Below are 20,288 nucleotides of genomic sequence, written 5' to 3' on the forward strand. Positions count from 1 at the left end.
GAGGAAACCGGCCAAGGGTACCAGCCGCCCCGGCCCAGGGCAGGGGCCACAGGTCATGGCAGCGGGATTGGCAAAGTGGTGCAACCGGTTGCCGTGGTCGCGCATCCATTCTCCTGAACCCGCATCATCCACCGAACAGGAGCCCGACCATGCAGGAACTGATCCCGATCACCCTCTTCATCTGCATCGCCTACGCGATCCATGCCATTGCCGATGCCCGCGCCCGCAGCAAGCTGGTGGCTCCGCACGTGCCGGAGGAAGTGATCCGCTCGCTGGCGGTACTGGAAGAAGAACGCCGCCGCCAGGGCGCGCTGCGCTGGGGCATCAGCCTGGTCAGCCTGGCCGTGGCAATGGGCCTGCTGGAGGCGATCGGTGCACGCGAACTGACCTTCGGCGCCGCCGCCGCGATGGTCGGCAGTGCCGGCCTCGGCCAGCTGCTGGCCTGGCACTTCACCCGTCCTGCCGCACGCAAGGGCTGAGCCGGCCCATGCCATGGGCACAGGGGGCGCTCCATAGATGAGCCTGCTCGGCGAAGCATTGTCGGCACTGCGGGGCCATCGCCGCCACGATACGGCGGCGACGGCGGCACCCATCGAACCGCTGGATGCGGACCAAGCCTTGGTGCGGGCCATCATCGACGGCTCGCAGGCGGCCTTCGCGAAGCTGGTGGAGACCCACCAGCGCACCTGCGCGCATGTGATCGGGCGCATGGTGGGCGACCGTGATCAGGTGGCCGACCTGCTGCAGGAAACCTTCCTGGCCGTGTTCCGCCAGCTGCACCGGTTCCACTTTGAATCCTCGCTGCGCACCTGGGTTTCACGGGTGGCTTACACCACGGCGTTGCAGCACCTGCGCCGGCGACGGCTGGAGGCGCAATGGATGGTGGCGGTGGAAGTACCCGAGGAACTGGGTATCGGCGATGAAGGGCCGGGGCCGGCTGAACTGAGCGAGGCGCTGCAGGCTGGTCGCCATCTTGGAGCGGCGTTGGAACGGCTGAGTGCACCGCAGCGGCTGATCGTCGGCCTGCATTACCTGGAGGATTTCGATCTGGCCGAGATCGAGCAGGTGACTGGACTGGCCCGCGGTACCATCAAGAGCCACCTTCACCGTGCGCGCCAGGTCCTGAAGCAGGAACTGACGCGGCATGCGACCGCCGGAGAACTGCTGTGAACCCACCGACCGACCCTCGCGATGCGGAAAAGCGCGCGCTGGCGCAGGCGTTGCGTGAGCAGGCGAAGCAGGAACAGACACCGGATGTGAGCGAGGCGCTGCAGAAGCGCATCGCCGCTGAGTCGCGTGACAGTGGCGTGGGCTATGTGGTGGTGCAGGTGGTGTTGCTGGGCGCGTTGGTGGCTGCGGCGGTCTGGTACTTCTGGAATTAATCGATTGTCAGTCGTATCCGGCGTGAATTTTCCTCCGTCATTCCCAATGTCGCTGATTCGGAGAATCCCCCGCATCCGACGGATTGCGCCATCTCCAGACGCTACGAAGAGATCCCCGCACTGAGGATAGTTGCAAAGGAATCTGCTGCTATTGATGTCGATGACTCTGCTGGAAAAGTCTAGATCGTCAGCAATCGCTGACGCTGGCCAGGAGCCGCGCAAGCTCACGGCCATATCCAGCAGTATCTACTTCAAAGGAGCTGAATAATGTCGAAGATCTGCAAGTCCGTGCTTCTTCCTCCGGCGCTCATTGCAATGCTTGGTCTATCCGGAGTCGCATCTGCGTCGCAGGGAAGTGCGTCCAATGATCTCACGCAGATCCAGAACGCCTCCGTGCTGGACATCACTCTCGCCAGTGTGGAGGAGTTGCAAGAAGGAACCGGCGACAACGAGATCGCGGGTGTTCAATGTACCAACTACTCAAGCGGTGGTACTCACTGCGGTCACTACTCGTCAGGTGAAGAGCTCCAGCTTGCGCACGTAGTTCCTGACGCCCAGAAGTTCAACGTCTAAGAACGCGGACGGTCGCCCATGGGGGTGGCCGTCCGTCACCAAGGAGAGGGTGATGAGAACTTCCATAGAGGATCTCAGGAGAGCAATTGAAGATCCATGCAGAACGGTTGATGTTTGCTCGGTGCTGCTGGATGCATGGTTCGAAGTAGCTCCGCGTCGTCTGGGGGAGGCTCTTTCAAGATTCAGAGATGAGCGGCTTGAGAATCAAGAGCGTGTTGAGAATTTTGAAAGAACATTCAAGCAGCTGGATGCTGCGGCGAGAAGAAGATTGCTTGGCTCCCCGTGGGTTTCCGGATTCATGGATCATCCAGATGGAGTCTCCCATGAAGATACAGACGGAATGCCTGTCACAACCATCGAGGCGCTTCATCTCGCCGCAATGGCGGAGTGTCCAGTTGCTCCCATCCATGACGAAATGGGCAAATTTCACCAAGGGAGAGGGGTCGAAAGCCCCCTTGGGGAGTGGGTGATCAGGCGGCATGAATCCGGATTTGAGAAGGTCGAGCGCGCAAAGGTGGGTGGTGTGATCACTCTGGACGTGGACAGCGGGCTGGCGCGTCGGAACGAGCCAGAGAGCGGAACGTTCTGCAATCCATACCTGAGCATCTCATCAGAAGAGCTCGCCGTAATCAAAGAAAAGCTGGAAGCGGCCATAAGGCTTGTGGATGAAGTCACTCCACATCTGGGTCTCCTGATTCGAACATTCACAAGGCGTGTGCTCGTGAGGAAGTCGATCGAGTCGGGTGATCAGGCTTCACCTCTGAATCTTGGGTCCGAGTATCGACCGATTCATGCAGGTTGTATCCGAATCCTCAACGTTCACAGGCCGGAAATGACCGTAGATATCTGCGCAGAGGCAATTCTGCATGAGTCCGTCCACTCGTACCTCTCCGCCTATGAAGAGGTGCATGGGAAGTTCATGTCAGGTGCAATCAGAGTTCGCCCGGTTTCACCATGGTCAGGCAACTTCATTCCCAACCATTCACTGGCTCATGCGGTTTTTGTTTACTACGCCATCCACCAGCTTCTCGGGAGGTTGGTTGGTATCGGTGCTGGGATTGGAGAGGAATCCGGGAGGAGAATGAAGCGACGACTGATGCACGTAGCAGGCGGATTCTTCATCGAACGGAAGATATCGACGCTATTCGTACTGGAGTCACCCGCCTCGTTGCAGCTGATGGCGGTCGTGGATGAAATTCAGGAGGAGATCAGGGCCGGGTACAGCCAAAGAGTGCCAGGGGAAATGCTGGAGAGCGCGGCATGAAGATTCCAACCATTGTTATCCACTCCGATCCGGAAGACGTCGTCGCAGCCGTGCTCGGGGATGTTCGGGGTGTGAGTGTGATCCATCTGGACGAGCTGACTCGAAATTGGCGCGTTCAGGAGGCTGAGATCATTGAACCCGTACTGGAGAAATCGGTTCCGAGCGTGTGTTCTGCCTACATCATCAACAGAGTATTCGATCTCTCCTGCACCGAGATTGGCAAGCGTCTTCGTACATTCCGTCTGCATGAGAACTGGGCATACACGGCTTTGGGTTCGGTTCTGTCGCGAGCGCACGCACTGGCACACGGAATTGGTCCTCGCGGAGTGAGTAGATCGCTCCTCCCCTTGAATGTGCAGTGGAAGCTTCTTTCCGAGCGTATCCCAGACATCAAAACGCCACGGTTCGCTTTTGGGTTCGGTCATCGAATGCCTGATATGTCGCATCTGGAAAACTTCGTACAGAAGTCAGTCTGGTCCTACTTCCGGTGGAATGGTGACTCTGATGTCGCAGAAGGGGAGCAGCAGTGGCATCCATTTTTCGTCGAACAGCCGCAAGGCATCCCAATCATATGCAGTTATCACGGAGAAGCGTTCGCACTGAGTTTCCCAAGGGGGCGGCCCAAAGCGGATCTTGGGGATTTTCCAGCCCTTGTTCATGCATGCCGGGAGCTGTTCGACAGCAGGATGGGCGAGATCCTGGTGTACCAAGAGGACGAAAGCCTGACCTTCTGCGCCTGCAGTCCATACATGGCTGGAATAGGTGAGCTGAAAGAAGGAGAGCAACTTCTTTTACGGGGAGTTCCGTCGAGTTGAAGTTGAGGGCTCTGCAAAAGCCAAGGAGGGTACGTGCACGGTTATTACATCAGGATGTCGTTGATCCGTTTCAAGCAACGAATCGGCACTCATCTGGCAATTGCTCTCATGCTGGGTGCGGGGGTAGGGATCACCACCGTGATGCTCTCCATTGTTCTCCAGGCATCGTCGGATCCCGCACCAGGCCGGAGCTCCGCATTGTTCCGCCCGTACCTTGACGCGCGTCCAGATGCCCTGCGCAGTGGTTCCCCGGATCCTGGACAGGCACTGACCTGGCCAGATGCGAAGGCGCTTCTGGGCCAAGGCGGGACGTGGAAACAGGCAGCAATGGCAGGGGGGGCGGTGACGCTCTCCCGGCCGGGAGAGTCCAGCGCAAGGCTGCGTGCGAGGTTCGCTACGTCGGAAGTCTTCAGTGTGCTTGGCATTGCCGTTGTTCAAGGACGGGCATGGACCGCCGAGGAGGGGCATGCTGCGAGTCGAATCGTGGTGCTTTCGCGTGCGCTCGCCTCGCGTGAGTGTGCACAGGACTGTGTTGGTCATCGGTTGGAACTGGGCAGGCGCAGCTATACCGTTGTGGGTGTCGCGGAGGACTGGCATCCGGTGCCGATGTTTCAGGGAGATCTCACACGCCGGTCGTTTGTGGAACCTGACGAGATCTACCTGCCGGTTGAGACCGCAATCGCAGACAGGCTGACTGTTGTGGACGGGACGGCGATCTGGGGGGGGGACCAGGACACGGATCCTGCAGGGGCCAACGTGTCATGGCTTCAACTGTGGGCGTGGCTGCCTACCGCAGATGATGTCGCCGCCTACCGCGCGGGTCTGAACGCCTATGCGCAGGCAAAGGGCCTTCAGACCGCGCCAGGTACCCAACAGGTGGCACTCTGGCCGTTGATGGGGTGGCTGGACAGGCTGGGACTGGTTCCGGAGCGGGCCAGGATGCAGCTTCGGCTGTCACTGATCCTTCTCGGTGTGTGCGTCGTCAATGCGGCGGCACTGCTGAGCTTCAGTCTGGGGCGCCGTAGGCGGGAGCTCGCGATACGACGTGCACTGGGAGCGCGACGCCGGGACGTGTTCATCCAGCTCATGTGGGAATCCATCGCGGCGGGAGTCGCAAGCAGTGCACTCGCTGTCGGCACCTATGCACTGGGAATCCGGGTGGTTGCTGCGGGAGACGTTCTGCCCAGCGCGATCACAGCGATGCATGCTGGGGCAATGCTGATGGCGGCTGCCCTGGGAGTCGTCACGACGTTGCTCTGCTCATTGGTCCCATCGTTTGAAATCTGCAGGGTCAGCTCACTGTCGAGTGCCTTCGCGAAGGGAGCTGCCTGAAATGTTCGAATCGATGAGGGAGACCCGACGACACCTGGGAAGCGCCGCACTGCTTGCAGTGCAGGCAGCGCTTGCAAGCCTGGCATGTGCGTTCGCACTGCAATCTACGCTGGACAGCTTCGCCAGATTGAACACCGGGAGCATCCGGGAGGCAGCATCGATTGGTGTGGTCAGAGTCTCGGATGTCGAAGAAGGCGCGGATGAAGCAGTGCTGCGGGCAGACCTGTCCGCGATCCGGCTACCGGGTGTTCAGGGCGCGGCTGTGAGCGACTCCGTTCCGTTCGGGGGAAGAGCTCATCGATACGGCGTGTGCACCAGCGAGTCGGCCATGGCGCACTCGATGAGCTCCGGCACGACAGACATTGCTGGATGTGATCGCATTCCCGTGGTAACTGCCAGCGCTGGCTTGCTGGCGATGCTGGGCGCGGGAATCGTCCTGGGGCGGGATGCCGCAGAGGACGACATGCTTGAAGGCGCTCCGGTGGTGCTGATAAGTGAAACGCTGGCTGCACATTTGTTCGGAACGGAGAGTGCTGTTGGCCGCCACCTGTACTTCGGCCCCGGCAGCAGCCGGGTCGTCGTGGGCGTATTTGCGTCTGTTGCTGGGCCGGCGCCAGGAGGCAATGAGCGAGACTCGCAGTGGGCGTTGCTTCCGGGCCTTCCCATGGGCGCGAGTCGCTATTATCTGGCGAAGTGGAGGTCTATGGTCGATCGTTCATCGCTTGATCGCATTGTCGATGCGCTGCAACGGCCTTATCGGATCGTGAATCCGACCGGTGTCGAGACGCTGGCGGGATATCGCGACGCCTACGTCAAAGCTGATCGCTTCGCTACGACCGTGCTCGCGGTCATGACGGCCGTTGTTCTCGGTGTGCTGATGGCCGGAATTTCCGGAGTTGTAGGTGCATGGCTTGATCGACGCCGGCACTCCATCGCAATCCGACGCACTTTGGGTGCGCGCGGATCTGTGATCTTTGCCGAAATCATGTTCGAGGTTTCACTGTTCACCACGTTGGGCGCCCTGCTCGGTGCGTTGTCGTTGCAGTGGGTAGGGTCTCCGCAGGACGGCATCACAGGTTCACCGTGGTTCTCGATATCGAGCGCTGTCGTGCTGGTGATGGCGGCCTGCTTGACTGCACTGATACCCCGGGCCCTGCGAATCGCCAAGGAGCCGCCCTTGACCTTGCTGAAGCCTCTGTAGCCCATTCATCCTGTGATTCGGGTCCCCCTGCGACAAAGTGAAGCAGCGCGTCACCCGGTCGCATCCCACCTTAACGAAATCCTCCTAAAGTGGTCCGGTATCCCACCGGTCTCAGGCAGGAGGCGTCCCTTGGACGCGTTGTTGTTGTCCCGGATCCAGTTCGGATTCGTCATCAGTTTCCACGTGCTGTTCCCCGCCTTCACCATCGGTACGGCCAGCTGGCTGGCCTTCATCGAATGGCGTTGGCTGCGCACGAAGCTGCCCGTGTGGCGCGAGCTGTATTTCTTCTGGCAGAAGATCTTCGCGGTGTCGTTCGGCATGGGCGTGGTCAGCGGCATCGTCATGGCCTTCCAGTTCGGCACCAACTGGCCGCGGCTGAGCGAGGTGGCCGGTACCGTCATCGGACCGCTGCTGACCTATGAGGTGCTGACCGCGTTCTTCCTGGAAGCCAGCTTCCTCGGCGTGATGATGTTCGGCTGGGGCCGGGTCTCGCCGCGCCTGCATTTCCTGTCCACCTGCATGGTCGCGCTGGGCACGCTGTTCTCCACGTTCTGGATCCTGTCGTCCAACAGCTGGCTGCATACACCGGCCGGCTACGAGATGGTCAACGGCATCGTGCATCCAGTCGATTGGTGGCAAGTGGTGTTCAACCCCTCGTTCCCCTATCGCCTGGCGCACATGGCGCTGGGCTCGTTCATCACCACCTGTTTCGTGATCGGTGGCGTGGGTGCGTGGTACCTGCGAAAGGGAACGCACGTGGAAGCGGGCCGACGCATGCTGATCGCGGCGGTGGGGTTCGCAGCACTGACCGTGCCGGTGCAGATCTTCGTCGGCGACATGCATGGCCTGAACACGCTCAAGCATCAGCCGATGAAGATCGCGGCGATGGAAGCGCACTGGCATGAAACCAAGGAAGGCGAGGGCGTGCCGCTGGTGGTCTTCGCGTTGCCAAACGAGAAGGAAGAGCGCAACGATTTCGAAGTTGCCATCCCGAAGCTGGGCAGCGTGATCCTCACCCACAGCCTGGACGGTACCTTCGATCCTCTCACCTCGGTACCCGCCAGCGAGCGGCCGCCGGTGACGCCGGTGTTCTTCGCCTTCCGCATCATGGTCGGGCTGGGCACGCTGATGCTGTTGCTGGCCTGGGTATCGGCCTTCCAGTTGTGGCGGAAGAAGCTGCTGGATTCGCCGTGGCTGCTGCGCGGCTGGAACTGGATGCTGCCCAGTGGCTTCATCGCGCTGCTGTCGGGTTGGTTCGTTACCGAGATGGGGCGCCAGCCGTGGGTGGTGTATGGCGTGCTGCGCACCGCTGATGCAGTGGGCCCGCAGAGCGCGTGGATGACCGCGCTGTCGCTGGGCGTCTACGTTGTTGGCTATGCCTTCGTGTTTGGCTGGGGCATCTGGTACCTGGTGAAGATCCTGCGCCATGGGCCGCAGCCGTACGCCGAGGGGCCGTCGCTGGACCACGGCAGCCATACCCCGGCACGCCCGCTGTCGGCCGCCGACGAACCGCTGGAGGAACGCTGACATGGACCTGATGACCTGGCTGCCGGTGGCATGGTTCGCGGTGATCGGCTTCGGCGTGCTGATGTACGTGGTGCTGGACGGCTTCGTGCTCGGCATCGGCATCCTCGCCCCGTTCGCCGAGGACGAGGAACAGCTGGACCTGATGATGAACACCGCCGCGCCGATCTGGGACGGCAACGAGACCTGGTTGGTGCTCGGTGGCGCCGGCCTGCTGGCGGCGTTCCCGAAGGCGTATGCGGTGCTGCTGTCGGCGCTGTACCTGCCGGTGCTGCTGCTGGTGGTGGCGCTGGTGTTCCGCGGCGTGGCGTTCGAGTTCCGCTTCAAGGCGCATCGTTCGCGCAGGCTGTGGAGCGTGGCGTTCGGCCTCGGTTCGCTGCTGGCGACCTTCGCCCAGGGCGTGATCCTCGGCACCCTGGTGCAGGGCATCCCGCTGGTGGACGGTGTCTATCAGGGCGGGCCGTTCGCCTGGTTCAGCCCGCTCGCGATGCTGACCGGCGCTGCGCTGGTCGCCGGCTACGCGCTGCTGGGCAGCACCTGGCTGATCCTGAAGACCGAAGGGCGCGTGCAGGCGCTGGCGCGGCAGATGACCCGGCCGCTGGTGGTGGCGGTGATCGCGGCGATGGGCCTGGTCAGCAGCTGGCTGCCGTTCCTCGATTCGCGGTTGATGGATCGCTGGTTCAGCGACGGCAACTTCTGGTGGCTGTCGCCGGTGCCGCTGCTGACCCTGGCGGTAGCCGCCGCGCTGTGGCGCAGTGCCACCCACCCGCGCCGTGACCTGCCGCCGTTCCTGCTCAGCCTGGCCCTGTTCGTGCTCGGCTTCCTCGGCCTGGTGCTGGGCATGTGGCCTTATCTGCTGCCACCGTCGATGACCCTGTGGCAGGCCGCCGCGCCGGCGTCGTCGCTGGGCTTCACGCTGGTCGGACTGGTCATATTGCTGCCGGTCATCCTCGGCTATACGGCGTGGTCCTACCGGGTATTCCGCGGCAAGGTGCACGCCGACACCGGTTACCACTGATCGATTGAAGACGGGGCCTGCGCTTGCCGGGCCCCGTGTTGGGGAATGTGAAACCTGCACACCCCGCGCGGGACGTGCTAGCGTGCGCTCCTTTCCGGCGGCCAGGGGGGCAGCCGGCGACGTCCTGGACGGACGCACGGCTGCAGGAACGGGGGGCCGCCGCGCGTCGCCGTAATGGCTCGTGCCTATCGTTCTCCCGTTGAAGCACCATCGCCAAATGATCGAATTTTCCATCGTCGACTGGGCCGCCTGGGCGCCCGGCCTGAGTGAGCGCAGCCAGTGGCTGGGCTGGGCCGATACGCCGTACCTGCCGCATGGCGGGGACACGCCGGCGCTGGCCGAAGTGCCGGCGATGCAGCGCCGTCGCATCGAGCGGCTGGGTCGTATGGCGATCCAGGCCGCGTGCTGGTGCGAGGACGGGCAGGGCGCCGACAGTGACGTCCCGCTGGTGTTCGCCAGCCGCCACGGCGACGTGGCCCGTTCGATGGACCTGCTGGGCGCGCTGGTCGGCGACCAGCCGTTGTCGCCGACCGGATTCGGCCTGTCCGTGCACAACGCGATCGCCGCGCTGTATTCGATCGCCCGCGGTCACCGCGGCAACTACCTGGCGCTGGCGGCGGGCCAGGCCACGGTGGAGACGGCGTGCCTGGAGGCCGTCGGCCTGCTGGCCGATGGCGCCCGCGAGGTACGGGTAGTGGTCTACGAGTCGCCACTTCCTGAAATTTACGCGACGTTCGCCGACGAACCCGATCCGTTCTTTGCATGGTGCTGGCGTTTGACCGCTCCGGCAGAGGGCCGGCCGACGCTGTCGCTGCAGTGGCAGCCGGCCGACGGCCAGGCCAGCACTGCGCCCGGCCCGCTGCCGCATGCGCTGGACCTGCACCGGTTCCTGTTGTCCGGCGCGCCGGCACTGGAACACGTGGCCCACGGCCAGCGCTGGTGCTGGAGCCGCCGTGGCTGAGCTGCTGCGCCGCCTCGACCATGCCTGGCGTGTGTTTGGCACCGGCCTCAGCTTCGTCGCGTTTGGCCTGGGCGGGCTGCTGCTCGGCGTTCTGGTGATGCCGGTACTGCTGCTGATGCGTGACCCGGTGGCGCGCCGCCGCCGCGCCCGGCGCGTGGTCCAGGTCGCGTTCGCCAGCCACCTGCGGCTGATGCGCGGGCTGGGGGTGATGACCTACGAGATCGAGGGCGGTGAGCGCCTGCAGCGCGACGGCCTGCTGGTGCTGGCCAACCACCCGACCCTGATCGACGTGGTCTGCCTGATCTCGCTGCTTCCCAACGCCGACTGCGTGGTCAAGCGGGCCGTGGCCTGCAACCCGTTCATGCGCGGTCCGGTACGGGCCGCCGGCTACATCGCCAATGACGATGGTGCCGGCCTGGTCGATGACTGTGTGGCCGCAGTGCGCGCTGGAGGCACCCTGGTCATCTTCCCGGAGGGCACCCGCAGCGTGCCCGGACAGCCGCCGCGGCTGCAGCGGGGCGCGGCCAACATCGCTGTGCGCGGCCGCCTGGACATCACCCCGGTGCGGATCACCTGCAGCCCGCCAACGCTGACCAAGGGGCAGAAGTGGTATCGTGTCCCCTCACGTCGCTTTCACGTTCGGCTGCAGATCGGCGAAGATATCCCGATCGCGCCATTTCTGGCCGACTCGCCAAGGGGGGATGCCTTGGCAGCCCGTCGCGTCACCGAGCACCTTTCTCGTTATTTCGACCTGTCTGGAGATCCGAACCGTGCAAGCACTTGAGCACGAGATCAAGGAATTGATCATTTCCTCCCTTTCGCTGGAGGACATCACGCCGGAGGACATCGATCCGACCGCGCCGCTGTTCGTCGAGGGCCTTGGCCTGGATTCGATCGACGCGCTGGAGCTGGGCCTGGCGCTGCAGAAGAAGTACGGTGTGAGCCTCTCGGCCGATTCGGAAGAAACCCGTCGCCATTTCTCCAGCGTGCGCGCGCTCGGCGAGTTCGTCGCCGCCCGCCAGTCGTAACGGTGCCAGGACCTGCCATGACCAAGAATGAACTGTTCGAACGCATCGTCAGCATCCTGACCGACAGCTTCGAGATCGAAACCGCCCGGATCACGCCCGAGGCCCGCCTGTACGACGACCTGGACATCGACAGCATCGATGCGGTGGACCTGATCGTGCAGCTCAAGCCGCTGCTCGGCCGCAATCTGCAGCCGGAAGCATTCAAGGCCGTGCGTACCGTGCAGGACATCGTTGATGTGGTGCACAGGCTGCTGCCGGACCAGGCAGCCGCCTGACCGCAGCGCCGGCGGCTCCACCATGGCACGCGCACGCACGGTCGTGGTGGCTGCGATCTCGCTGGCCTACCCGGTACTGGTGTACCTGGCGATGGGCCGTTTCGAGCCACGCTGGCTGTCGCTGCTGCTGTTCACCCTGGCCCTGCTGCGCGCGCTGAGTACGCGCCAGCCGCTGTGGTGGGCCGCGGCCGCGGGCACCGGCCTGCTGGCGGTGCTGGCCACGGTACTCAACCAGGCCCTGCCGCTGAAGCTGTACCCGGCGCTGGTCAATGCAGTGATGCTGGCGGTGTTTGGCACCAGCCTGCGTTTCGGCCCGCCGCTGGTGGAACGCCTGGCACGGCTGCAGGAACCGGACCTGCCAGCGTTCGCAGTGGCCTATACCCGCCGCGTCACCCAGGTGTGGTGTGGCTTCTTCGTTCTCAACGGCAGCCTGGCCCTGCTGACCGCGCTGTACGCGTCGGACCGGGTCTGGATGCTCTACAACGGATTGTTGGCGTACGTGATGATGGGCGTGTTGTTCGCAGGTGAGTGGCTGGTGCGGCGGCGGGTGAAGGCGGCGCACGCGCATGGCTGAGTGGATTGCCCTGGACCGGCTGCTGCTGGAGGCGCGGCCGCAGCGCAATGTTGGCGTCTGCGATGGCGAGGTGATCGACCACGCTCGCTTCCGCCAGCGCGTGCTGGCCTGGCGCGCGGCCTTTGCGGCCGCCGAAGGCCGTGACTGGGCCCTGTATTTCGACGATGCCGTGGCCTTTGCTGCGGCGCTGTTCGGCGCCTGGCATGCCGGCAAGCGGGTGTTCCTGGCCGCCGACAACCTGCCGGCCACGCTGCAGGCGCTGCAGCCGCAGGTGAGCGGTTTCGCAGGCGACGTGTCCGTCGATTACCGCCCGCTGGCGGCGCTGGACGCCGCGCTGGACGACGAACTGCAGGCGCTGGACGAGCGCGCCTGCGAACTGTGCGTGTTCACCTCCGGCAGCACCGGCCAGCCGAGCGCGATCAGCAAGCGCATGGACCAGCTGGCGCGCGAGGTGGATGCGCTGCAGGCCGCGTTCGGCGCGCAGCTGGAAGGCGTGCAGGTACATGGCACGGTGTCCCACCAGCACATCTACGGCCTGCTGTTCCGCGTGCTGTGGCCACTGGCCGCCGGCCGCCTGATCCATCCACGCCGGTTCTTCCATGAAGACCTGGTGGGCGCGCTGGCCGGTACCGACACGGTGCTGGTGGCGACCCCGGCTCACCTCAAGCGCCTGCCCGAGCAGCTCGACTGGGCCAGCCTGCATGGCCGCCTGCGTGCGGTGTTCTCCTCCGGTGGCCCACTGCCGGAAGAAGCTGCACGCCAGGTACGGCAGTGGCTGGGCGTGGCACCGACCGAGGTCTATGGCAGCAGCGAGACCGGTGGTATCGCCTGGCGCCGCTGGGACGCCGACCTGCCGCCGTGGCAGCCGCTGCCGGGCGTGCAGTGGTGCATCGAGGATGGCTGCCTGGCCGTCGCCTCGGCGCATCTGGAAACCCTCGACTGGTGGCGCACCCAGGACCGCGTGGAAGCCTTGGCCGACGGCCGCTTCCGCCTGCTGGGCCGTGCCGACCGCATCGTCAAGATCGAAGAGCGCCGCGTTTCGCTGGATGCGCTCGAACGCGCGCTGCGCGAAGACGCCGAAGTGGACGACGTGCGCGTGCTGGTCCTGCCCGGCCAGCGCGAGCAGCTGGCGGCCGTGGTGGTGCCGGCCGACCTGGCGCTGCTGGAGGGCGGTGACGCCGCGCGCCGCGCGCTGGGCCAGCGCCTGGGCGCGCGCCTGGCACAGGCACATGACGCGGTCACCCGGCCGCGCCGCTGGCGGCTGGTGCCGACGCTGCCGATCAACGCACAGGGCAAGGTCACCCAGGCGGCGCTGGCAGCGCTGTTCCAGCCACTGATGCCGGTGCCGGTCTGGGACCGCCGCGACGCCGCCAGCGCCACCCTGCGCATGACCCTCGACCCGGCGCTGCGGCCGTTCCAGGGCCACTTCCCGCAGGCGGCGATCCTGCCCGGCGTGGCGCAGCTGGACTGGGCAGTGCGTTTTGGCCGCCAGATGTTCGCGATGCCGGCAGCGTTCCTGCGCATGGATGCGGTGAAGTTCCAGCATGTGGCCCGCCCGGGCGATGAGCTGACCCTGCAGCTGGACTGGGATGCCGCACGCAACGTGCTGGCCTTCCGCTACACCTCCAGCCACGGTGTGCATGCCAGCGGCAAGGTGGTCTTCGCCGATGCGGACTGATCCGGCCGTTGCCAGTGCCGCGTTCGCGCCACTGGTGGTGATCCCCGTCTACGACCACGAGCACGCCATCGCGGCGGTGGTCGACGGCGTGCAGGCCGCCGGCCTGCCGTGCCTGCTGGTCGATGATGGCTCGCATGAGGCGTGCGCGAATGCACTGCGCTCGCTGGCACAGCGCCAGGGCGTCGACCTGCTGCGCCTGGACATCAACCAGGGCAAGGGCGGGGCAATGCTGGCCGGTTTCGCCGAAGCCGGTGCACGTGGCTACAGCCACGTGCTGCAGATCGACGCCGATGGCCAGCACGACACCGCTGACCTGCCACGCTTCATCGAAGCGGCGCGCGCCCATCCCGAGGCGGTGATCTGCGGCATTCCGGCCTACGACGCCAGTGTTCCGAAGGCGCGCCTGTACGGGCGCTACGCGACCCACATCTGGGTCTGGATCAACACGCTTTCGCTGCACCTGCGCGACACCATGTGCGGCTTCCGCGTGTATCCGCTGCCGGCGGTGCTGCGCCTGATCGATGAAGAGACCATCGGCCGCCGCATGGATTTCGATACCGAGGTGATGGTGCGCCTGTACTGGCGGCAGCTGCCGGTCGAGCACCTGGCCACGCGCGTGACCTATCCCGCCGATGGCGTGTCGCACTTCGATGTGTGGCGCGACAACGTGCGCATCAGCCGCATGCATACCCGCCTGTTCTTCGGCATGCTCTGGCGCGCACCACGCCTGCTGTGGCGCCGCCTGCGGGGGCAGCACTGAGATGGCGACCGCGCAGGGTGCCCCGCACTGGGCCGACATCGGCGAATCGACGTCGGTGGCCGGCGTGCTGTTCCTGTGCTGGGTGCACCGCTGGTTCGGGCGCTGGCCGTTCCGCCTGTGCGTGTGGCCAGTGGTGGCCTGCCATTGGCTGGGCAACCGTGTAGGGCGCCAGGCCTCGATGCAGTACCTGCAGCGGCTGCAGGCGCACAGCGGCGTGCTCGGCCGCACGCCAACGCGGCGTGACAGCCTGCGCCATTTCTTCGCCTTCGCCGACACGATGCTGGACAAGATCCTCGGCCTGGGCGGGCGCTATCCGGCCGAACGCATCCACCTGCATCGTGACCTGGTGCTGGAGAAGATCGCGCGCCGCGAAGGTGGGCTGATCCTTACCGCGCACATCGGCTGCCTGGAACTGTGCCAGGTGCTGGCCGAACAGGTGCCGGGGTTCCGCATCACCGTGCTGGTGCACACCGCGCATGCGCAGCGCTTCAACCGCCTGCTGCAGCGCTTGGACCCGCTGGCGGCGGTGGAACTGGTGCAGGTCACCGAGATGGGCCCGGCCACGGCGGTGATGCTGGCCGAGCGCGTGGCCGCCGGTGGCTTTGTCGCCATCGTCGGCGACCGCACGCCGGTGCAGGGCGGTCGCAGCGTCACCGCCGATTTTCTCGGCCACCGGGCGCCGTTCCCGATCGGCGCCTACGTGCTCGCCGCCGCGCTGGGCTGCCCGGTCTACACCATGGCCTGCCTGCACGAAGGCGACGGCTATCGGGTGGCATTCGAACAGTTCGCCGAACGCATCGTGCTGCCGCGTGGCTCGCGCGACGCCGCGCTGGCCGAACAGGCACAGCGCTTCGCGCGCTGGCTGGAACTCCAGCTCATCCAGTCCCCGTTGGACTGGTTCAATTTCTTCCCCTTCTGGGATCAGGCTCCGCATGACGACTGACGCCGTACCCGTGTGCCGCTTTGGCGATGCACCGTTGACCATCGAAGACGTGGTTGCCCTGGCCCAGCGCCAGTGCGAGGCCGCACTGAGCGACGCGCCGGCATTCCGTGCGCACATCCAGCGTGGTGCCGACTTCCTCGACCGCCTGCTGCGCGAGGACGGCGTGATCTACGGTGTGACCACCGGCTATGGCGACTCGTGCACGGTGAACATCCCGCCGGCGCTGGTGGCCGAGCTGCCGCACCACCTCTACACCTACCATGGTTGTGGCCTGGGTCGTTACCTGGACCCGGTCGAGACCCGTGCGGTGTTGGCTGCGCGCCTGGCGTCGCTGGTGCGCGGCATGTCCGGTGTCAGCGTGCCGCTGCTGGAAGGCCTGGCCACGCTGCTGCAGCACGACGTGCTGCCGATGATTCCGGCCGAAGGCTCGGTCGGTGCCAGTGGCGACCTGACCCCGCTGTCGTACGTGGCGGCAGTGCTGTGCGGCGAACGCGAGGTGCTGCACGAGCGCCGCGTGCAGCCGGCGGCCGAGGTGCTGGCGAAGATCGGCATGACCCCGCTGAAACTGCGGCCGAAGGAAGGCCTGGCGATCATGAACGGCACAGCGGTGATGACCGGCCTGGCCTGCCTGGCCTGGCAGCGCGCCGATTACCTGGCCCGCATGGCCACGCGCCTGACCGCGTTCAACGTGCTGGCCAGCGACGGCAACGCGCACCACTTCGACGAAACCCTGTTCGCGGCCAAGCCGCACCCGGGCCAGGGCCGCATCGCCGCGCGCCTGCGCAGCGACCTGCACAGCGAACGCCCGCCGCGCAATGAACAGCGCCTGCAGGACCGTTACTCATTGCGCTGCGCGCCGCACGTCATCGGCGTGCTGGAAGACAGCCTGCCGTTCCTGCGCCAGCTGATCGAAACCGAGCTGAACAGCGCCAACGACAACCCGCTGATCGATGCCGATGGCGAGCGGATCCTGCACGGCGGCCACTTCTACGGCGGCCACATCGCGCTGGCGATGGACACCCTGAAGAACACCGTGGCCAACGTTGCCGATCTGCTCGACCGGCAGCTGGCGCTGGTGGTCGATGCCCGCTACAACCATGGCCTTCCGGCCAACCTGTCGGCGGCCACCGGCCCGCGCGCGGCCATCAACCATGGCCTGAAGGCGCTGCAGATCAGCGTGTCGGCCTGGACCGCCGAAGCGCTGAAGCAGACCATGCCGGCCAGCGTGTTCTCGCGCTCCACCGAGTGCCACAACCAGGACAAGGTCAGCATGGGCACCATTGCCGCGCGCGACTGCCTGCGGGTGATCGAGCTGACCGAGCAGGTGGTGGCCGCGATGCTGATCGCTGCCCGCCAGGGCCTGGCGCTGCGCGAACGGGTTGGCCTGAATGCGCAGCTGCATGGCAGTCTGGCCGACATGTACGCCGACCTGGGGCAGCGCATCGCCCTGGTCGAAGAAGACCGCGCGCTGGATCGCGAACTGCGGGAACTGCTGGTGGAGATCCGCGCGCAACGTTGGGAGCTGTACGCCGGTGAATGAGGCCATCGAACGGGTTGGCGAAATCGCGTTGACCCCTGCCTTCCATGACTGCGATCCGATGAACGTGGTCTGGCATGGCAACTACTTCAAGTACTTCGAGATCGCGCGCTGCGCGCTGCTCGGGCGCTACGGCTACGACTATCCACAGATGCTCGAATCGGGCTACCTGTGGCCGGTGGTCGATGCGCGGGTGAAGTACGTGCGGCCGCTGCTGTTCAACCAGGCCCTGCGCGTGGTCGCGCGCATCGTGGAATGGGAGAACCGGCTGAAGATCGAGTATGAAATCCTCGATGCGGAAAGCGGCCAGGTGCTGACCCGCGCGATGACCATCCAGGTCGCGGTGGACGCGGCCAGCAAGGAAATGCTGTACCAGTGCCCGCCGGTACTGTGGGAACGCCTGGGAGTGCCTGCACCGTGAACACCCTTGTCCGTCTTTCCAGCGCGCTGCTGTGCGCGCTGATCTTCGTTGCCGCACCGCAGGTGCAGGCGGCCGACCCCGCCATTGATGCGATCACCCAGGCGGTGGCGCGGCCGGACGTGCTGCGTGGCCAGTTCAGCCAGGAAAAGCAGGTCAGCGGCTTCAGGAACCCGCTGCGCTCGCAGGGCCAGTTCGTGGTCGCGCGCCAGCATGGCGTGATCTGGACCACGCTCAAGCCGTTCCCCTCCGAAGTGGTGGTCACCGCCGACCGCATCCTCAGCCGCCAGCGCGATGGCAGCACCCGTGTCGAGCTCGATGCACGGCAGCAGCCGGCGATGCGTTCGGTGAACGCGATCATGTTCGCGCTGATGAGTGGCGACGTGCAGGCGCTGTCCGGCCAGTTCAACGTGGCGGCCAGCCGTGAAGGGCAGGGCTGGCGGCTGCGGCTGACGCCGAAGTCGGCGATGCTGGCCAAGGCCTTCGAGTCGCTGACCCTGCAGGGCGACCGCTACGTGCGCCAGGTCGAGATCGTCGAGGCCAACAAGGACCGCACGCAGATCCAGTTCAGCGCGTTGAGCGAGGCCCCGGCTACGCTCAGCGCCGACGAGGCCCGCCGTTTTGAGTGAGGCCGTGGCATCGAACGCACCGGACCGCCTGCGGCGCTGGTGGCACTGGCTGGGCATCGCCTGGCTGGTGTTGCTGCTGGCGCTGGGCGCACAGCAGTGGCAGCTGTGGAGCCAGCAATCGCGGATCGACACCGACATCCTCGCCCTGCTGCCGCAGGATGCACATGACCGCCTGTTGAGCGATGTCACCCGGCGCATCGCCGATGGCAGTTCGCGGCAGGTGGTGGTGCTGCTCGGCAGCCAGGATGGCACCGCCGCCAAGCGCGCGCAGGCGGCGTTCGCCGCGGCGATGGCTGCCGATGCCGACAGCGCGTTGCTGGTGCCCAGCGGGTCCATCGAGGGCTGGTTCGATGAAGCGCGCGCGTTCTACGCGCCGTACCGCGATCGCCTGCTGACTCCCAGCCAGCGCAACCAGCTGCAGAACAGCGAAACCGGGGTACTGGCCGAGCAGGCGCTGGCTGCACTGTACGGCCCGATGGGCGCGCCGCGCCTGACCGACTGGCGACAGGACCCGCTGTCGCTGTGGCCGCAGTGGTGGCAGCAGCAGGCGCAGGGTTCGGGCCTGCGGTTGGGCGATGATGGCCTGCTGGAAGCAGAAGGCAAGCATTGGGCGGCGCTGCAGTTCGATACGCCGGGTTCGGCGTTCCAGCTCGATGGCGAGCGCCATCTTGATGGCCTGCTGGAGCGGGCCGGAAAGGCGGCCAAGACCGCAGCGCCGGAGCTGGAAATCCTGCATGCCGGCGTGCCGCTGCATGCCGAGGCCGCCGCAGTGCAGGCCAACCAGGAGATCAACACCATCGGGTGGGGTTCGCTGGCGGCGGTGCTGCTGCTGGTGTGGCTGGCATTCCGCTCGCTGCGGCCGATCCTGCTGGTCGCCGCCTCGCTGCTGATCGGTTGTGGCGTGGCGCTGGCGGTGACCGTGCTGGTGTTCGGCAAGGTACACGTGCTGACCCTGGTATTTGGTGCGTCGCTGGTGGGTGTGGCCGAGGATTACGGCATTCACTGGTTCGCCTCGCGCCAGGCCGAACCGGCCGATCGCCGCTGGAAGCTGCTGCGCCACCTGCTGCCGGGCCTGTGGCTGGCCCTGCTGACCAGTGCGCTGGCCTACCTCGCGTTGGGCCTGGCGCCGTTCCCGGGCCTGCGCCAGATGGCGCTGTTCTCGGTGGTGGGCCTGGCCGCTGCGTTCCTCACGGTGATCTTCTGGTTCCCGTGGCTGGATGGTGGCGAGATCCGCCAGACCCGCTTCTCGCAGTGGCTGGGCAACACGCTGGAGCGCTTCCCGCGCCTGCATGGCCGTCGCGCGGTGACGATGTTCGTGGTGATCACGCTGGCACTGTCTGCAATCGGCATCGCACGCCTGCAGAGCAACGACGACCTGCGCAGCCTGCAGTCATCACCGCCAGCGTTGATGGCGCAGCAGATCCGCCTGAGCCAGCTGCTGGGCATGCCCAGCCCGGCGCAGTTCTACCTGGTGCAGGGCGCGGATGCCGCGCAGCTGCTGCAGCGCGAGGAAGCACTGACCGAGCGCCTGCGTGTACTGGCCAACGACAAGCGCATTGGTGGCTATCGCGCGATCAGCGATTGGCTGCCGTCGCCGGCGCGCCAGCAAGCCGATGCCGCGCTGACCGCGAAGGTGGAACCCGGCGTGCTGTCGGCCGTGTCCGAGGCCGTGGGTGAACCGCTGCAGCGACCGCAGTTCGCGGCTGCACCGCTTACCGCCGAGGCCTTCCTCGCTTCGCCGGCGTCGCAGCCGTTCCGCCATCTTTGGGTGGGTGCGGTGGGTGGGCAGATGATCAGCGTGGTGATGGTCGATGACCTGTCACGCGCCGATGCACTGACGACCCTGCGTGGCGCGGCCGAGGGCCTGCCGGGCGTGCGCTGGGTCGACCGCACCGCCGATTTCTCGCAGCTGCTCGGCCACTATCGCAAGCTGATGGGTGGGCTGCTGCTGGTCGGCATTGCACTGGTGTTCGGTGCGCTGTGGCTGCGCTACCGCCGCCAGGCCTGGCGCGTGTTCGCCCCGACCCTGATCGCCGGCGCGCTGACCCTGGGCCTGCTGGGCCTGTTCGGCCAGCCGCTGCAGCTGTTCAACGTGCTGGCGTTGATGCTGCTGCTGGGCATGGGCATCGACTACGGCATCTTCCTGATCGAGCACCGTGGCGATGCCAGCGCCTGGCTGGCGGTGTGCGTGGGTGCGGCCAGTACCTGGCTGTCGTTCGGTCTGCTGGGCCTGTCGCAGACCCCGGCGCTGCGCGCGTTCGGCCTGACCCTGCTGTTCGGCATCGGCCTGGTCTGGTTGATCTCGCCGTTGTTCCGGCCGCCGCCGCATGAGCTGCCGCCAGCCTGAACCTGTCTTCCGACTTCCTTCTTTCCACC

22 protein-coding genes are annotated in these 20,288 nt (G+C 65.6%); all 22 read left to right on the forward strand.

From position 1 onward, the window contains the following. The first annotated feature begins 149 nt into the window (after positions 1–149). The 22 genes from ACTJJM_RS11235 to ACTJJM_RS11340 all read left to right on the forward strand — a co-directional run bounded on the left by ACTJJM_RS11235 (position 150) and on the right by ACTJJM_RS11340 (position 20,259). Complete coding sequence (locus ACTJJM_RS11235; protein WP_010482336.1) at positions 150–479, forward strand: hypothetical protein; 330 nt, start codon at positions 150–152, stop codon at positions 477–479. 37 nt (positions 480–516) lie between these two features. Next, positions 517–1,170: an RNA polymerase sigma factor gene (locus ACTJJM_RS11240; protein ID WP_440865507.1), complete on the forward strand. Its 654-nt coding sequence runs from the start codon at positions 517–519 to the stop codon at positions 1,168–1,170. Next, positions 1,167–1,382: a hypothetical protein gene (locus tag ACTJJM_RS11245; RefSeq protein ID WP_440865509.1), complete on the forward strand. Its 216-nt coding sequence runs from the start codon at positions 1,167–1,169 to the stop codon at positions 1,380–1,382. The genes ACTJJM_RS11240 and ACTJJM_RS11245 overlap by 4 nt, the downstream gene beginning before the upstream one ends. Before the next feature lie 267 nt (positions 1,383–1,649). After that, positions 1,650–1,955, forward strand: a complete 306-nt coding sequence (locus tag ACTJJM_RS11250; protein WP_049443755.1) for a hypothetical protein — start codon at positions 1,650–1,652, stop codon at positions 1,953–1,955. A gap of 52 nt (positions 1,956–2,007) precedes the next feature. Then, positions 2,008–3,219 (forward strand): hypothetical protein, encoded by a 1,212-nt coding sequence (locus ACTJJM_RS11255; RefSeq protein ID WP_440865511.1) that lies wholly within the window; start codon positions 2,008–2,010, stop codon positions 3,217–3,219. Then, a complete protein-coding gene (locus ACTJJM_RS11260) occupies positions 3,216–4,034 on the forward strand; it encodes a hypothetical protein (protein ID WP_049435997.1) in 819 nt (272 codons plus the stop codon). Before ACTJJM_RS11255 ends, ACTJJM_RS11260 begins: the two co-directional genes overlap by 4 nt. A 33-nt stretch (positions 4,035–4,067) precedes the next feature. After that, entirely contained in the window at positions 4,068–5,366 is a 1,299-nt protein-coding gene (locus ACTJJM_RS11265; RefSeq protein WP_440865513.1) for an ABC transporter permease, read from the forward strand. A gap of 1 nt (position 5,367) precedes the next feature. Continuing rightward, positions 5,368–6,567, forward strand: a complete 1,200-nt coding sequence (locus tag ACTJJM_RS11270; protein WP_329841004.1) for an ABC transporter permease — start codon at positions 5,368–5,370, stop codon at positions 6,565–6,567. A 129-nt stretch (positions 6,568–6,696) separates the two neighbouring features. After that, positions 6,697–8,094, forward strand: a complete 1,398-nt coding sequence (locus tag ACTJJM_RS11275) for a cytochrome ubiquinol oxidase subunit I (RefSeq protein ID WP_049413148.1) — start codon at positions 6,697–6,699, stop codon at positions 8,092–8,094. Between the two features lies 1 nt (position 8,095). Continuing rightward, positions 8,096–9,109 carry a cytochrome d ubiquinol oxidase subunit II gene (cydB, locus tag ACTJJM_RS11280; protein ID WP_159360738.1) on the forward strand — a complete coding sequence of 338 codons (1,014 nt, stop codon included), beginning with the start codon at positions 8,096–8,098 and terminating at the stop codon, positions 9,107–9,109. Between the two features lie 217 nt (positions 9,110–9,326). After that, the gene (locus ACTJJM_RS11285) at positions 9,327–10,070 is read left to right on the forward strand and encodes a beta-ketoacyl synthase chain length factor (protein ID WP_171954853.1); all 744 of its coding nucleotides are present in this window, start codon (positions 9,327–9,329) and stop codon (positions 10,068–10,070) included. Then, the gene (locus ACTJJM_RS11290) at positions 10,063–10,854 is read left to right on the forward strand and encodes a lysophospholipid acyltransferase family protein (RefSeq protein WP_440865516.1); all 792 of its coding nucleotides are present in this window, start codon (positions 10,063–10,065) and stop codon (positions 10,852–10,854) included. Before ACTJJM_RS11285 ends, ACTJJM_RS11290 begins: the two co-directional genes overlap by 8 nt. Continuing rightward, entirely contained in the window at positions 10,841–11,098 is a 258-nt protein-coding gene (locus tag ACTJJM_RS11295) for a phosphopantetheine-binding protein (protein WP_005411610.1), read from the forward strand. The genes ACTJJM_RS11290 and ACTJJM_RS11295 overlap by 14 nt, the downstream gene beginning before the upstream one ends. Before the next feature lie 17 nt (positions 11,099–11,115). Beyond that, entirely contained in the window at positions 11,116–11,373 is a 258-nt protein-coding gene (locus ACTJJM_RS11300; protein WP_006402206.1) for an acyl carrier protein, read from the forward strand. A gap of 22 nt (positions 11,374–11,395) precedes the next feature. After that, complete coding sequence (locus ACTJJM_RS11305) at positions 11,396–11,947, forward strand: membrane protein (protein WP_010482325.1); 552 nt, start codon at positions 11,396–11,398, stop codon at positions 11,945–11,947. Continuing rightward, positions 11,940–13,625: an AMP-binding protein gene (locus ACTJJM_RS11310; protein WP_440865518.1), complete on the forward strand. Its 1,686-nt coding sequence runs from the start codon at positions 11,940–11,942 to the stop codon at positions 13,623–13,625. Before ACTJJM_RS11305 ends, ACTJJM_RS11310 begins: the two co-directional genes overlap by 8 nt. Further along, complete coding sequence (locus ACTJJM_RS11315) at positions 13,615–14,385, forward strand: glycosyltransferase family 2 protein (RefSeq protein ID WP_043399560.1); 771 nt, start codon at positions 13,615–13,617, stop codon at positions 14,383–14,385. The genes ACTJJM_RS11310 and ACTJJM_RS11315 overlap by 11 nt, the downstream gene beginning before the upstream one ends. A 1-nt stretch (position 14,386) precedes the next feature. Beyond that, complete coding sequence (locus ACTJJM_RS11320; RefSeq protein WP_419965405.1) at positions 14,387–15,328, forward strand: LpxL/LpxP family acyltransferase; 942 nt, start codon at positions 14,387–14,389, stop codon at positions 15,326–15,328. Continuing rightward, positions 15,318–16,868 (forward strand): HAL/PAL/TAL family ammonia-lyase, encoded by a 1,551-nt coding sequence (locus ACTJJM_RS11325; protein ID WP_440865520.1) that lies wholly within the window; start codon positions 15,318–15,320, stop codon positions 16,866–16,868. Before ACTJJM_RS11320 ends, ACTJJM_RS11325 begins: the two co-directional genes overlap by 11 nt. Further along, positions 16,861–17,286: an acyl-CoA thioesterase gene (locus tag ACTJJM_RS11330; protein ID WP_026347222.1), complete on the forward strand. Its 426-nt coding sequence runs from the start codon at positions 16,861–16,863 to the stop codon at positions 17,284–17,286. The genes ACTJJM_RS11325 and ACTJJM_RS11330 overlap by 8 nt, the downstream gene beginning before the upstream one ends. Beyond that, positions 17,283–17,912: a LolA family protein gene (locus ACTJJM_RS11335; RefSeq protein WP_019661709.1), complete on the forward strand. Its 630-nt coding sequence runs from the start codon at positions 17,283–17,285 to the stop codon at positions 17,910–17,912. The genes ACTJJM_RS11330 and ACTJJM_RS11335 overlap by 4 nt, the downstream gene beginning before the upstream one ends. After that, on the forward strand, positions 17,905–20,259 hold the full coding sequence (locus ACTJJM_RS11340; protein WP_423161915.1) for an MMPL family transporter: 2,355 nt from the start codon (positions 17,905–17,907) through the stop codon (positions 20,257–20,259). The genes ACTJJM_RS11335 and ACTJJM_RS11340 overlap by 8 nt, the downstream gene beginning before the upstream one ends. Positions 20,260–20,288: the final 29 nt, after the last annotated feature.

The organism is Stenotrophomonas sp. 22692 (assembly GCF_052045015.1).
Lineage (GTDB): Bacteria > Pseudomonadota > Gammaproteobacteria > Xanthomonadales > Xanthomonadaceae > Stenotrophomonas > Stenotrophomonas geniculata.

Bases quoted from the DNA above. Each gene is read 5' to 3' on its own strand.
- ACTJJM_RS11235 (WP_010482336.1), top strand. From the start codon at position 150: ATGCAGGAACTGATCCCGATCACCCTCTTCATCTGCATCGCCTACGCG.
- ACTJJM_RS11240 (WP_440865507.1), top strand. From the start codon at position 517: ATGAGCCTGCTCGGCGAAGCATTGTCGGCACTGCGGGGCCATCGCCGC.
- ACTJJM_RS11250 (WP_049443755.1), top strand. From the start codon at position 1,650: ATGTCGAAGATCTGCAAGTCCGTGCTTCTTCCTCCGGCGCTCATTGCA.
- ACTJJM_RS11255 (WP_440865511.1), top strand. From the start codon at position 2,008: ATGAGAACTTCCATAGAGGATCTCAGGAGAGCAATTGAAGATCCATGC.
- ACTJJM_RS11260 (WP_049435997.1), top strand. From the start codon at position 3,216: ATGAAGATTCCAACCATTGTTATCCACTCCGATCCGGAAGACGTCGTC.
- ACTJJM_RS11270 (WP_329841004.1), top strand. From the start codon at position 5,368: ATGTTCGAATCGATGAGGGAGACCCGACGACACCTGGGAAGCGCCGCA.
- cydB (WP_159360738.1), top strand. From the start codon at position 8,096: ATGGACCTGATGACCTGGCTGCCGGTGGCATGGTTCGCGGTGATCGGC.
- ACTJJM_RS11285 (WP_171954853.1), top strand. From the start codon at position 9,327: ATGATCGAATTTTCCATCGTCGACTGGGCCGCCTGGGCGCCCGGCCTG.
- ACTJJM_RS11300 (WP_006402206.1), top strand. From the start codon at position 11,116: ATGACCAAGAATGAACTGTTCGAACGCATCGTCAGCATCCTGACCGAC.
- ACTJJM_RS11305 (WP_010482325.1), top strand. From the start codon at position 11,396: ATGGCACGCGCACGCACGGTCGTGGTGGCTGCGATCTCGCTGGCCTAC.
- ACTJJM_RS11310 (WP_440865518.1), top strand. From the start codon at position 11,940: ATGGCTGAGTGGATTGCCCTGGACCGGCTGCTGCTGGAGGCGCGGCCG.
- ACTJJM_RS11315 (WP_043399560.1), top strand. From the start codon at position 13,615: ATGCGGACTGATCCGGCCGTTGCCAGTGCCGCGTTCGCGCCACTGGTG.
- ACTJJM_RS11320 (WP_419965405.1), top strand. From the start codon at position 14,387: ATGGCGACCGCGCAGGGTGCCCCGCACTGGGCCGACATCGGCGAATCG.
- ACTJJM_RS11325 (WP_440865520.1), top strand. From the start codon at position 15,318: ATGACGACTGACGCCGTACCCGTGTGCCGCTTTGGCGATGCACCGTTG.